Origin of the sequence: uncultured Shewanella sp. (assembly GCF_947501665.1) — a bacterium.
Lineage (GTDB): Bacteria > Pseudomonadota > Gammaproteobacteria > Enterobacterales > Shewanellaceae > Shewanella.
The window spans coordinates 48,716-61,938 of record NZ_CANMWS010000029.1 but is presented as its reverse complement, the minus strand read 5'-3'; the positions used below and the strand labels follow the sequence as shown (position 1 = coordinate 61,938).

General features: G+C 41.9%; 11 protein-coding genes. 6 read left to right on the top strand and 5 right to left on the bottom strand.

From position 1 onward, the window contains the following. The first annotated feature begins 2 nt into the window (after nt 1–2). From iolD to Q0976_RS19530, 5 genes are all read left to right on the top strand, one after another. On the top strand, nt 3–1,877 hold the full coding sequence (gene iolD, locus Q0976_RS19550; RefSeq protein ID WP_299495563.1) for a 3D-(3,5/4)-trihydroxycyclohexane-1,2-dione acylhydrolase (decyclizing): 1,875 nt from the start codon (nt 3–5) through the stop codon (nt 1,875–1,877). Between the two features lie 109 nt (nt 1,878–1,986). After that, the gene (locus Q0976_RS19545; protein ID WP_299495561.1) at nt 1,987–3,162 is read left to right on the top strand and encodes a Gfo/Idh/MocA family oxidoreductase; all 1,176 of its coding nucleotides are present in this window, start codon (nt 1,987–1,989) and stop codon (nt 3,160–3,162) included. Between the two features lie 140 nt (nt 3,163–3,302). Beyond that, the gene (iolC, locus tag Q0976_RS19540) at nt 3,303–4,313 is read left to right on the top strand and encodes a 5-dehydro-2-deoxygluconokinase (protein WP_299495560.1); all 1,011 of its coding nucleotides are present in this window, start codon (nt 3,303–3,305) and stop codon (nt 4,311–4,313) included. 2 nt (nt 4,314–4,315) lie between these two features. Continuing rightward, nucleotides 4,316–5,188, top strand: a complete 873-nt coding sequence (locus Q0976_RS19535; RefSeq protein ID WP_299495559.1) for a 5-deoxy-glucuronate isomerase — start codon at nt 4,316–4,318, stop codon at nt 5,186–5,188. A 17-nt stretch (nt 5,189–5,205) separates the two neighbouring features. Beyond that, entirely contained in the window at nt 5,206–6,033 is an 828-nt protein-coding gene (locus Q0976_RS19530) for a class II fructose-bisphosphate aldolase (protein ID WP_299495558.1), read from the top strand. On the opposite strand, the gene iolG is transcribed toward Q0976_RS19530, so the two are convergent. Further along, nucleotides 6,028–7,020, bottom strand: coding sequence for an inositol 2-dehydrogenase (iolG, locus tag Q0976_RS19525; RefSeq protein ID WP_299495557.1), 993 nt, complete (start codon nt 7,018–7,020; stop codon nt 6,028–6,030). The genes Q0976_RS19530 and iolG overlap by 6 nt on opposite strands. A 435-nt stretch (nt 7,021–7,455) precedes the next feature. Between iolG and thiI the strand changes: the two genes are divergently transcribed. Beyond that, the gene (gene thiI, locus Q0976_RS19520) at nt 7,456–8,910 is read left to right on the top strand and encodes a tRNA uracil 4-sulfurtransferase ThiI (RefSeq protein ID WP_299495556.1); all 1,455 of its coding nucleotides are present in this window, start codon (nt 7,456–7,458) and stop codon (nt 8,908–8,910) included. A 97-nt stretch (nt 8,911–9,007) separates the two neighbouring features. On the opposite strand, the gene Q0976_RS19515 is transcribed toward thiI, so the two are convergent. The 4 genes from Q0976_RS19515 to Q0976_RS19500 form a co-directional block, all read right to left on the bottom strand. Beyond that, a complete protein-coding gene (locus Q0976_RS19515; RefSeq protein ID WP_299495555.1) occupies nt 9,008–10,192 on the bottom strand; it encodes a hypothetical protein in 1,185 nt (394 codons plus the stop codon). Nucleotides 10,193–10,317: 125 nt separating this feature from the next. After that, nucleotides 10,318–10,839, bottom strand: a complete 522-nt coding sequence (locus Q0976_RS19510; RefSeq protein WP_299495554.1) for an NAD(P)H-dependent oxidoreductase — start codon at nt 10,837–10,839, stop codon at nt 10,318–10,320. Between the two features lie 388 nt (nt 10,840–11,227). After that, nucleotides 11,228–12,601 carry a tryptophanase gene (locus tag Q0976_RS19505; protein WP_299495553.1) on the bottom strand — a complete coding sequence of 458 codons (1,374 nt, stop codon included), beginning with the start codon at nt 12,599–12,601 and terminating at the stop codon, nt 11,228–11,230. A 373-nt stretch (nt 12,602–12,974) separates the two neighbouring features. Further along, nucleotides 12,975–13,205, bottom strand: coding sequence for a hypothetical protein (locus tag Q0976_RS19500; protein WP_299495552.1), 231 nt, complete (start codon nt 13,203–13,205; stop codon nt 12,975–12,977). Nucleotides 13,206–13,223: the final 18 nt, after the last annotated feature.

The window sequence follows — 13,223 nt, the reverse complement described above, 5'->3', positions numbered from 1 at the left end:
AGATGAATAATACGGTACGCCTAACTGTTGCTGAAGCGTTAGCCAAATACCTAGCGGCGCAGAAAATTCAAATTGAGGGGGAAACGGTACCGTTGTTTGGTGCAGCTTTTGCCATCTTTGGTCATGGTAATGTGACTTGTTTTGGCCAGCAATTGAAAAATATTGCGAATACAATTCCGACATGGCGAGGACAAAATGAACAATCAATGGCTATCGCCGCCATTGCTTATGCTAAAGCCAATCAACGTCGTCGTATTGGTATCGCGACTAGTTCGATTGGGCCGGGCTCGACCAATATGTTGACAGCAGCAGGGATTGCCCATACTAACCGTTTGCCGCTGTTATTGATTTCAGGTGATGCTTATGTCAGTCGCCTACCCGATCCTGTTTTACAACAACCTGAAAACTTCAACGACCCGTCTGTTACTGCCATTGATGCTTTTAAGCCACTGACCCGGTATTGGGATCGCATTATATCACCCTCTCAACTTATGCATACCTTGCCACAAGCACTCGACACTTTGCTTGATCCAGCGATGTGTGGCCCAGTATTTCTTGGTCTACCACAAGATATTCAAGGTGTGGCTTACGATTTTCCTGACATATTTTTTACTGATAAGTTGCATCGCATTCGTCGTCCAGAGCCTGAAATACTAGCATTGGAAGAAGCAAGTTCTATTCTGTTAAAAGCCAAGAAACCACTCATTATTTCAGGTGGTGGAGTGCACTATTCATTGGCAACCGATGAGCTGGCACAGATTGCGAGTAAGCATAATATCCCCGTGGTAGAGACCATTGCTGGTCGTGCCAGCATGCTACAAAGCAATCCATTTAATGCGGGACCTATAGGGGTAACAGGATCTAACTCTGCCAACCACATGGCGAACGAAGCTGATGTGGTATTGGCTATAGGGACACGTCTGCAAGATTTTACCACGGGTTCATGGACTGTATTCCAGAATCCTGAAATGAAGCTTATTAGTATTAATGTGGCTAAATTTGATGCGATTAAACACCAATCTTATCCTGTCTTGGGGGATGCAAAAGTTTGCATGACTAAATTGTCAGCATTATTGGGGGATTGGCGTGCAGTGAAGCCGTGGTCTGATAAAGCAAAAAAAGAAGCCGATGAGTGGAAAGCCTTAGTGCATTGTCGTACTCACCCTGAAGCCGGGGATTTACTGCCGAATTTGTCTTCTTACGGTGAAGTGATTGGCAAGTTGAACCACTTGATGGAACCAGGCGACACCATTTTGACCGCTGCGGGAGGTCTTCCAGCTGAACTTGCCATGAACTGGCAGAGCTATCAAATTGGGAAGTTTGATATTGATTTTGGCTATTCATGTATGGGTTATGAAATTGCAGGGGGGTGGGGGGCGAAAATGGCTAATCCCAAAAAAGAGGTGATAGTGCTCGTGGGGGATGGGTCTTATTTAATGCAAAATTCTGATATTTACTCATCAGTATTGACTGGGCACAAGATGATAGTCGTGGTATGTGATAATGGGGGTTTTGCCGTGATTAATAAATTACAGCAAAATACGGGTAATGATTCGTTTAATAATCTCTTTAAAGATTGTCGTCGCCCAGAGGGTAAGGTCGCTCGTGTCGATTTTGCGAAGCACGCTGAAGCTCAAGGGGCTATCAGCGAGAAGCTAACGTCCATCATTGAATTTGATGCCGCTTTTGCACGTGCAAAAGCGGCTGACAGAACTTACGTTATTGTGGTTGATATTGATCCAATATCACCTGCGGCGTGGTCTCAATGCGATTGCTGGTGGGAAGTGGGATTACCGGAGGTGACACACAGCAAGGACGCTGAAAAGAAAGTCTCTGACTGGGAAGCGGGTCGCTCCGCACAACGTCGAGGTGTGTAGTGTCAGGCTTGGGTATTATTTTATTAATGAATTTTATATTCACAAAGTATCCATATTTAACTGAAAATACAGCTTTAATACGGTTGTGATATTTATTCAGGAGTCAGCTATGTTTGATGAAGAATGTCATTTTGAACGACCCATTCGTTGGGGGATGGTGGGGGGAGGTCGTAATAGCCAGATTGGTTACTCACATCGTAATGCGGCGCAACGTGATGGTTTGTTCACGTTAGTGGCTGGCGCTTTTGACCGAAGTGCGAGCGATGGTCGCGATTTCGGTATCAATCTTGGTCTTGATGCTGACCGTTGTTATGCCGACTACAAAGAAATGTTTGCCGCTGAAGCGAAACATGAAGAAGGCGTTCAAGCCGTTTCCATCGCGACGCCCAATGTGACTCATTACGAGATCAGTAAAGCAGCACTTGAGGCTAAGTTACATGTTGTGTGTGAAAAGCCGCTTACGTTTACCATCGAAGAAGCGCAAGAGTTGAAACGCATTGCGGAAAAAAATAATTGCATCATTGGTGTGATGTATGGTTATAGCGGTTTTCCTATGGTGCAGCAGGCTCGTGAAATGGTACAGCGCGGTGATATTGGTGATGTCCGTATTGTCAATATGCAGTTCGCTCACGGCTTTCATAATGAAGAATACGAATTGACCGATCCTGCACTTAAATGGCGTGTAACCCCTAAAGTCTCTGGCCCAACTTACATACTAGGTGATATCGGCACACATGTATTTTACCTGTGCGAACTCATAACTGGCTTGAAAGTGGAACGTTTATCCTGCATGCGCCAAAGCTTCATTAAATCGCGAACCCCCTTAGAAGATAACGCTCATGTGATGATGGAATTCAACGGGGGGGCTGTCGGTACGCTGTGGGCTTCAGCTGTTAATGCAGGAGCGATGCATCAACAGAAAATCCGTATTGTCGGTGAGAAAGCGTCTATTGAATGGTGGGATGAGCAACCGAATCAACTGCGTTATGAGGTGCAGGGTGAGCCCGCACGATTACTAGAGCGTGGTATGGGGTATTTATACCAAGGTGCTGTCGGTGTTTCGCCTGATCGTATCAGCGGTGGTCATGCTGAAGGATATTTTGAGTCATGGGCCAATATTTATCACCGTTTTGCGCTAGCATTTGATGCGGCAAATCGTAACAATCAAGCAGCGCTCTCAAGCCTTATATTTCCTGGGATCGATGCGGGTATTGACGGCGTTCGTCTGTGTGAAAAATGCGTCGAGTCCGCTGATAAAAATGCCGCTTGGGTTGACTATACCTAATCAACAACTAGCTGAAAGATGTCGCTGAGATTAACGATAAGTAATAGACTATCAGTCGACAAAAATGCTGCTTAGGTTGAATATAAGTAGTAGGCAGTTAGTCTAGAAAATCGCCGCTTGCTTTGAATAAGGAAGGGATTATGACGAAGGTTGACCTGCAGAAAAACCGTCCATTAGATGTCATCGTGTTAGGGCGTGCGGGGGTTGATCTTTATGCTCGTGAGTCAAACATGGATATGGCTGATATTTCAGGGTTTGACAAATTTGTTGGCGGTTCAGCTGCAAACATTGCTGTGGCTGTCAGTAAATTAGGTGGAAAAAGTGGCTTTATTGGGGGTGTGGCAGATGATGCTTTTGGTGATTATGTTAAAGGTTATATGTTAGCTCAAGGGATTAATCTTGATGGATTGATGACGGATGCATCGGGTTCACGCACGTCTGTGGCATTCACGGAAATGAAGCCAACGGATTGTACTGTGTTGATATACCGTAACAACGCCTCAGATTTGACTATCAAACCAGAACAAGTTAGCCAAGCATATATTGCAAGTGCCAAAATATTGGTCGTGACAGGTACCGCATTATCTGCCAGTCCAAGCCGTGAAGCCAGTTTGCTGGCAATGGAGTACGCTCGTCGAAACAATACCGTGGTAGTGCTGGATATCGATTACCGTCCTTATTCATGGCGTACTGATGTGGATGCATCTATTTACTATGGTATCGCAGCTGCTTTGTCTGACATAGTGATCGGTAATCGTGAAGAATTTGACATGATGGAAACCGTGCTTGCACCCAGTAATAAAGATGATGATATGACGGCTAAGCGCTTTTTAAATGGGAACACACAAATCTTAGTGATCAAGGCCGGCGAGCTGGGATCGAAAGTTTATTGCCAAGCGAGTGAAAAGTTTCAACAAGGTATTTTTCGTGTTGATGCACAAAAGCCATTTGGTTCAGGAGACGCGTTTGCGGGGGCATTAATTTGGACGTTGGTGAATGACGGCGAATTAGAGGAGGGTATAAAGCATGGCTCTGCGGCTGCAGCGATTAATGTCAGTGGTAATAGTTGTACCGAAGCGATGCCAACTAAAAAGCAACTTTTTGATTTTATTGAGGCTAATAAACAAGATCTAGCAGTGAGGAGAAAATGACTATGGGCAAACATATTCCCCCGTTTAATAATATGAATCAGCCAATTGTTGATGTGAATGATGATGTCACACCGCGGTGTTACTTTAATCAAGTACATTTAAGCGAAAGCGAACAATATGAGCACCGCATCGAAGGGTATGAATCTGTCATCGTGTTAGCCGGTGGTACGTGTCGCATCACTGTGAGCAATGGCGTCGATAAAGACATCATGTTCGACAATGTTGGTCAGCGTGCTTCGGTATGGGAAGGCGATCCTGAATCGGTGTATGTCCCGTTAGATTATAGTGCGGTCATTGAAAGTATCAGCGAACATGCAGATATCATGATCGCAGGTGGATGCTTTGAAGTATCTCTTCAGCCTTTTTGTGTGCGCGTCGATAACGTCGATATGGTGCAATATGGCTCTGATGAAACCAAAACACATCGTAAAATTAAACACATATTAGGCCAATCGAATGCTGATAAACGTGGCCGTCTTCTTGTCAGTGAGCTTTTTACTGTGGGTGCTGGTGGTTGGTCTGGTTTCCCGCCACATAAGCACGATGTTGATCGTGTGAAAGGTGACGGGAATAAAGAAACAGCATTTGAAGAAGTGTATCAGTTTCGTTTTAATCCTGATGTCGGTTTTGGTGCGCAATTTTTATATGAACATGAAGATGATCTTGGTCCTGTTTATCATGTGCGAACAGGTTCGGTGATTCAAATCGATAAAGGTTATCACCCCAGTGTGGCCGCACCAGGTTACGAGATGTATTACTTTACTGTGATAGTAGGTAGAACTTCTCAATCATTGTGTCAGCATTTTGACCCGCATCACGCCTATCAAGTTGAAACGATCCCTGGCATTAAAGATATGATTGCCAAATTTAAATAATCTGGAGTGTGGAGATTATGTTAGTTAATTTAAACGATGTATTGCCGCAAGCAGCCGCTGCTGATTATTCCGTTCCGTGTTTTAGCGTATTTGGTGTTGAGGATACTAAAGCCATTATTGAAGCGGCAGAAACGGTGAATAAAGCGGTTATTTTGGGTTGTAATAAAGACATGGTGGATTTCTATGGTGTTGAAACCGTCGCGGCGATGCTTTTGAAGCTTGTGCATGACAGTCGCGTCCCAGTGTGTTTACATCTGGACCACACTTATGAAGAATCTATTGTTTTTCGTGCACTAAAGGCCGGTTTTAGTTCAGTGATGTTTGATGGTTCTCAGCTGCCTTTAGCTGAAAATATTGCTCGTACCCATGCAGTGGCTGATGTGGCGCATGCATTAGGTGCCTCTGTAGAAGGTGAAATTGGCTCGGTGCCTTATAATGAAGGACGTGATCATATCAAAACTATTGATACACGTCCGGTTGATGCTGTACGTTTTGCGCGTGAGAGTGGTGCTGATTGTGTGGCCGTTTCTGTTGGTAACATTCATCGTATGACAGAGCCAAGTTGTACCATTGATTTCGATTTGTTGGATAAGATTGCCAAAGAAGTATCGCTCCCGCTAGTGATCCACGGCACAACTGGTATTTGTGATGAAGACATGATAAAGCTGAAAAAGAGCCGTATTGCCAAATTTAATATTGGTACCTGTTTACGTCAGGCTTTGTGGCATAACCTGCGTGATCTGATGAATAATGAGCCAGAAAAGTTTGACCGTATTTATTTTATGAATAAAGCCATACCTTATGTCACCCAAGAAGCATTACGAAACTTCACTTTATTGTCATAAAGAAAGTTGAATTTCAGTACCCGTTATTAAAGATTCCATCGCATTATTGGCCAGAAATAATGTTTGTTTAGCATCGTAACCATTACATATCGGTACGACTCTCGCAGCAATGACATCGACAAAATGATCCCACTCCGCTTTATATGCAGCTTGATAACGTTGTTGAAAAAAATGCTCTGGTTGCGAGGTGATACAGCCATTTTGATTCCATTGTTCAATACTATCTTCTTTGATATTAGTCGCTGTTAATAAGCCTTTGGCACCATGAACTTCAATACGTTGATCGTATCCGTAACCGGAACGGCGACTATTTGAAATGGTTGCTATTGCACCAGAGGGAAATTTCATGACAACAACAGCGGTATCAATATCACCTGCTAACTCAATGTCTGAACTGATTAAATTACTCCCTTTAGCATAAATAGAAATAGGTTCTTCTTCCATAATAAAGCGTACCATATCAAAATCATGGATGGTCATATCGCGAAGCATACCACCAGAGACTTTGACATAATCAGCGGTCGGAGGTAATGGATCTCGGGAAATCATCAATAATGATTCAAGCTGACCAATTTCCCCTTTTTTGATTAATTCTCGCATTTTTTGGAAGTGGGGATCATGACGTCGATTAAATCCTACGAGTAAAGAAACATTATTTTTCTTAACTATTTCAAGGCACTTTTTTACGCGATCCATGTCTAAATGGATCGGTTTTTCGCAGAGAATATCTTTCTTAGCGTTAGCCGCCATTTCTATCAAATCTGCATGAGTATCGGTTGCAGAAGCAATTAATACAGCGTGGATATTCGGGTCTGCAATGGCTTCTTCTGTTAATTGTACTTTAGCATTATAGCGCTGAGCAAGTTCATTGGCGCCTTCCATGTATGGATCGATAATCGAATAAAGTAATGTTTCATTATGTCTGTGAATATTAACAGCATGGATTTCTCCAATACGCCCAGCACCAAATAATGCAATATTGTACATGTGTGACTCCATAACCATTTCTAATTATTTGTTAATATCTCATCATTATTTAAGGTTAGATGTTAACTTCCATTAATATCTAATTTTATTTGATCATCGGCATAAATAACCTAAACCTGAGCTAAGAAGCGGACCTTGTTAGGTAAAGAAAATCAACACAGCATAAAAGCTACTGGCTTTACTGATAAGCTTGAGTTCGCTGGGCGTGGGTAACTCCCTCGATGTTGAACAACCAGTTAATGAAGGCAGATCGCTTTTTTATCGCGATATCAAATGAGTCTAATTTGACTAATCGTTTAGGCTTTTTCGTCTCCTTCTTCCTCTTGATCGTATTTCAATGCTGCTTCATATGCTTCGGTATATCTCGCTTAATCCGTCTATGCTATAATCCCGCTCCGTTTATTGACTCTTAATTTTCTTTCCCTCGGAACGCCCATGAAATTTATCGTAAAACTGTTTCCTGAAATCATGATGAAAAGCAAGCCGGTAAGAATGCGTTTTACCAAAATGCTTGAAACCAATATTAGAAATGTCCTTAAAAATGTTGACGAAAGTGCAAAAGTACAGCGTCAGTGGGACAAAATCATGATCATGGTGCCCGATGAGAGAAAGGATTTAATTGACGCTTTTGGTGAGCGCTTGGCCTGTATTCCGGGGATTGCCCACATTCTGCAAGTCAATGTGAGTACTTTTGAGTCAATCGATGATATTTACCAGCAAACCTTAGCGGCTTATAAAGATGAGCTAGCAGGAAAAACCTTCTGTGTGCGCGTAAAACGTAGCGGTAAGCATGATTTTAATTCTATTGAAGTTGAGCGTTATGTGGGCGGTGGACTTAATCAGTTTACCGATGCGACTGGGGTAAGATTAAAAAACCCTGATCTCACGGTCAACCTTGAAATCGATCAAGAACAGCTTTATTTAGTGGATAAGCGTATTCAAGGCTTAGGTGGTTTTCCTATGGCCACCCAAGAAGATGTGTTGTCATTGATTTCCGGCGGCTTTGATTCTGGCGTATCCAGTTATCAATTTATTAAGCGTGGCTCACGTACTCATTTTTGTTTCTTTAATTTAGGCGGCGATCAGCATGAGATTGGCGTGAAGCAAGTGGCTTATCATTTATGGAAAAGATACGGTGAATCCCATAAAGTGAAATTTATTTCAGTGCCATTTGATCCTGTGGTGCAAGAGCTTTTAGAGCGTGTTGATAATGGCCAAATGGGAGTGATTTTAAAACGTATGATGATGCGAACGGCAGCAAAAGTGGCTGAACGTATGGGCATACAGGCGTTAGTCACAGGGGAAGCGATGGGACAAGTGTCTAGCCAAACCTTGACTAACTTAAATGTGATCGATAGGTGCACAGAGCAATTGATTTTACGTCCCTTGATCGCAATGGATAAACAAGACATTATTGATATCAGTCGTAAAATTGGCACCGAAGACTTTGCGAAATCCATTCCTGAATATTGTGGTGTGATCTCTCAAAAGCCGACGGTTAAAGCTGTATTGTCTAAGATTGAAAAAGAAGAAATGAAGTTTTCTGACGATTTAATTGAGCGCGTACTGGCAGAATCTAAGGTGATCAGCATTAAGGATATTGCGACGGAAATGGATCAAAAAATCACTGAAACGGCAACAGTTGATGCTATCAATCACGGTGAAGTAGTGATTGATGTGCGTGCGCCAGAAGAAGAAGAGCTATCGCCGTTAGCACTCAGCGGTATTGAAGTGAAAAAAGTGCCTTTTTATAAGCTGGCGACACAATTTGGTGATTTTGATAAAGATAAAACCTATCTTTTGTATTGCGAACGTGGCGTGATGAGTAAACTGCAAACCTTGTATTTACAAGAGCAAGGGTATACCAATGTAAAGGTATATCGCCCTTAGCAGTGTCTGTCTGATTGAAATAGGCCATTATGTTTACATGATGGCCTAATATAACCTGAACTTGGGTTGATGAGCGTTAAAGAGCTTAACTCATTCATTAATATACATTACGCTGGCAAGTTTGTCCTCGAGTGTCTTTAGGCTGAAGGAGTGTACCAGCCAAGGTTGAACCGAAATGAAATTGGCTAACCCGATAGTTCCCATAAGTAGTGGGTATATTTAGATAAGCATCTTCAAACCTTAAGCCAAATCGTGTATAGAGCATGGGCTCTCGGTTTAAAAATTGGTTGTAGCGAATAAGGTTAGATTCTGCATTATCGTTATTATCTGTCGAACTGGTATTAGGCAAGTTTGCAGCGCTATCATCCTCACAGTACTGTCTATTACCGTTTCGCGCGCTGACATAAATCGCTGGATGTATACCAGTGTATTGATCATAATAAAAATAGTTGTGCTCTATGATGTTGTGACTTGGGGTTTGATGTCTAACGGTTCCCCCTTGGCCGCAGTTACGATAAAGATAAATGCCCCCATTATTAATAGCAGAAAATAAATTTCCTCGAATGGTATTCATTGCAGAGCCATCAATGGCCATCACTTCACGTGGGCCACTGGCATGAAATTGATTATTGAGAATGTGATTGTGATTTGACTCAGCATCCAAATAAAGCGCAACAGAGCTGGAAGTGCCTAATATATTTGAATCTTGTAGTGTCACATGATGCACGCCGGGAGCAATATATAAGGGAGTGCGTACGATAGACTCAATGGAGAGAGAATTAAGCAGAATATTATTGGGAGCCGCATTATTGGCTCGCTGAGTATGTCCACTGGTTTGCGATGAGAGATTAACCTCCCTCGCTTCGCCATTTTTTCCCATACCGATAATGCGAATATTGCCTTTTATATGGCAGTTTTCAATAGTGATATTACTGGGAACAGACCAAGTGTTATCGGCTAATTTAACCGATTGTATGCTAATTGTATTTTCGGCGTGGGTAAATAGGCCGGTATCAATGCCCGACGCCATATCGATAATGCCATTTTGACAATCAAATACCATACCTGAGGCGACTTCGCCTTGAATGATCACTTTTTTCGTCATGACATCAGTATCTGATAACGTTAAATGACATGCTAAGTCAATGGTCTTATTTTGTAAGGTCGCTTGGGCGAGGGCTTCGGCTTTTTTATCTGCACTGCAAACATCAATGCTAAAAGCAAAAGGTGAAATAGCTAATAATAGAATAAAGAGTAAATGAGTGGCTGCCTGCTTTATCATAATCAATCCTTTTTAAATGATATGAGACTGCTGTGCCCATAGGCACATGTTGGTTTTATTGCGCCAATAATGGTGATATTTACTAGCTTCTAAGCGATAGGATATCGATTATTGGCGCCGTTTATTTAGAGTTGCTCGATGGCTGCAAGCAGCTCAGCATGAATGTCATTATTATTGATGATATTTTTCGTTACATCAAAATTATCAAAAAAACGCGGCACCGATAAATGGGCTTTGACATCGGCGGCAAAAAAGGGCGCCGAGTGTAAGGCTGACTTCATGACGCTAGCGGCAGCGCCCGGCCCTGGTGAGGTAGACAGTAATAATGTGGGTTTGTTTTGATACACTTTATTGTTGATGCGAGAGAGCCAATCAAACAGGTTTTTGTAAGCAGCAGTGTAAGAGCCATTATGCTCAGCAAAGGAAATGATGAGTTTATCTGCACTGGTTATTTTATCAAAAAAAGCTTGGGCTAAAGCGGGTTGCCCTAGCTCTTGTTCTTTATCGACACTAAATAGGGGCAGTTCGTAGTCATTTAAGTCGATGATGTCGATATCGGCATAAGGTATTAAGCTGCAGGCATAAGTGACGAGTTTTTTATTAATAGATTGGCGACTATTACTGGCAGCAAATGCTAGAATTTTCATGTTGTTCTCATTATTTTTATAAGGTTATCAAGGGTTGTTGATCTTTATATTCGAACTAAATGTGTTTTAATTGCGGCGTCGTGAGTGCAGCTTTGTTCTTTCAGCCCGTTTTCTCTAGTTAAGAAGGCGACAACAAAGAGTCAAACACCTTTAGTCGATCCTGCTTTATAAAAGAATCAGAGCTGCTTTCAAAATCGTTCATTCACATTGATGTGAGCACGACATTTGTTCATCCATAAACATCAGACGGGGAAAGTAGAGTGACGTTTAAATATCACAATATTGCCTAAGCTCAGCCTTGCCTAAAAACCCCACAAACTGTTGCATAAATGATCAAAAAAGTTCAACAACCTCTAGTATAGGAAAAAATTTGATAAGGTAAGGCTTATCAAGTCAGGTATTGAAAATGGCATGAGAAGTGCCGTAACATTGCGGGTTGTTTGGTTATTTTAAGTCCACTGTAAGAGTCGCGCATTTCCCAAACCTTTTCAATAACTTCAATAATATAGTCGAAATGACTTTGTGTGTATACCCTTCTGGGAAAGGCTAAACGGACTAACTCTAAATCAGAGGGGTGTTGCTCTCCTGTACTATTCATGCGCCCGAACATCACAGTGCCTAATTCCACGGCGCGAATCCCCCCCTCAATGTATAGGGCATTAATCAATGCAATACCGGGATAATGGAGTGGTGGAATATGGGGCATAAAGGCTTTAGCATCAATAAAAACCGCATGACCACCACTGGGTTTAATCACAGGAATATTTTTTTTATCGAGTTTTTGGGTTAAATATTCCACTGATGCATGACGATATACTTGATAATCTATCTCTAACGCTTCCATTAAGCCAACCGATATAGCTTCGAGATCTCTTCCTGCCAATCCGCCATAGGTTGGAAATCCTTCACGTAAAATTAATAGGTTTTTAAAGTCTTCTGCCCACTCATCATTACGACAAATAAAAAAACCACCGATATTAGCCAAGCCGTCTTTTTTGAGGCTCATAGTGGCAGCATCGACAAAGGAAAATATTTCTTGAGCAATACTCAGTAAGGTTTTATCTTGATACCCTTGCTCTCGCTGGGAAATGAAATAGGCATTCTCGGCAAAACGGCAAGCATCCAACACCAAAGGAATACGATATTGTGACAGCACTGCTTTAACGGCTCGAATATTTGCAAGGGAAACTGGCTGGCCCCCACCTGTATTATTTGTGATAGTTAACATGACAAAAGGAATATTTTCGACGCCATGGTGTAAAATACACTCTTTGAGTTTGTCGATATCCATGTTGCCTTTAAAGGGCGCATCGAGTCTAGGATCGTGGCCTTCTTGACATAATAAATTGATGGCGTTAGCACCTGCAAATTCAATGTTGGCGCGAGTAGTATCAAAATGGCTGTTATTGGGGATCACATCACCAGGTTTAATACGGCTCATGGCGAGTAATCCTTCTGCTGCACGCCCTTGATGTGTAGGAAATATATGCTTAATTCCAGTAATTTTTTTAACTGTTTTTTCAAATTTTTTCCAAGATTGGCTGCCAGCATAGCTTTCGTCGCCAAGCATAATCGCGGCCCACTGCTGAGCAGACATGGCACCTGTACCAGAATCGGTTAATAAGTCGATGGCGCAATCGATAGCATCGAGCAAAAATACATTATAATGAGCTTGTTTAAGCTTCTTTATTCGCGCTTCTCTTGAAATGATATGAATGGGCTCAGTCATCTTTATACGAAAGGGTTCAATAATGGTGCGCATGATTGGATCCTGTTTGTTCAAGCAATCATCATGTGTTGAGCATAGCTGATTATTGCTTGCTGAGCGTTTTGAAAAACTCACAAGGATCAAAATAGGCTGGAAAGCATTAAGCTTAAATTGATATATTGACTGAGATAACTGATATTTTCTTGATAATCACTTTGTCTGGCAGTGTCATATAAACCGATATCAAATAGGCATGTTGGACAAGTGGCATTGATATTATAGGCGTTTGTTTGAATCAATCTTAGGTTGAATGAGTCTAAAAATGATTAAAACAAGGGTGAGCATGAATAATACCACAGATGGTTAAGCTTAAATGAGGGGGAAGTAAGCTTAACCATCTAATGATAGATGGGAGAATGTTTAAGGCTTATTGAGTAGTGGTATCACTTTCCTGCTCTTCAGCAATTAAGATAGTGTCCATATCTTGAGTCAGCTGCTGTTTAAGTTCTTCCATTTTTAAATTGAGCTCTGCATTAATACTGGCTTGTAACGCTGTGGTATTCATTAATGTGTCATTGGCTTGAATGCTACTGGCAAAAAAAGCCGCACACAGAGTGATAAAGGTAATAAGGGTCATGTGTTTTTTAAAGGATAACATGGTTACTTGGCCTCCCAG

Bases quoted from the DNA above. Each gene is read 5' to 3' on its own strand.
- Q0976_RS19530 (WP_299495558.1), top strand. From the start codon at position 5,206: ATGTTAGTTAATTTAAACGATGTATTGCCGCAAGCAGCCGCTGCTGAT.
- Q0976_RS19510 (WP_299495554.1), bottom strand. From the start codon at position 10,839: ATGAAAATTCTAGCATTTGCTGCCAGTAATAGTCGCCAATCTATTAAT.
- iolC (WP_299495560.1), top strand. From the start codon at position 3,303: ATGACGAAGGTTGACCTGCAGAAAAACCGTCCATTAGATGTCATCGTG.
- Q0976_RS19505 (WP_299495553.1), bottom strand. From the start codon at position 12,601: ATGCGCACCATTATTGAACCCTTTCGTATAAAGATGACTGAGCCCATT.
- Q0976_RS19500 (WP_299495552.1), bottom strand. From the start codon at position 13,205: ATGTTATCCTTTAAAAAACACATGACCCTTATTACCTTTATCACTCTG.
- Q0976_RS19515 (WP_299495555.1), bottom strand. From the start codon at position 10,192: ATGATAAAGCAGGCAGCCACTCATTTACTCTTTATTCTATTATTAGCT.
- thiI (WP_299495556.1), top strand. From the start codon at position 7,456: ATGAAATTTATCGTAAAACTGTTTCCTGAAATCATGATGAAAAGCAAG.
- iolG (WP_299495557.1), bottom strand. From the start codon at position 7,020: ATGTACAATATTGCATTATTTGGTGCTGGGCGTATTGGAGAAATCCAT.
- iolD (WP_299495563.1), top strand. From the start codon at position 3: ATGAATAATACGGTACGCCTAACTGTTGCTGAAGCGTTAGCCAAATAC.
- Q0976_RS19545 (WP_299495561.1), top strand. From the start codon at position 1,987: ATGTTTGATGAAGAATGTCATTTTGAACGACCCATTCGTTGGGGGATG.
- Q0976_RS19535 (WP_299495559.1), top strand. From the start codon at position 4,316: ATGGGCAAACATATTCCCCCGTTTAATAATATGAATCAGCCAATTGTT.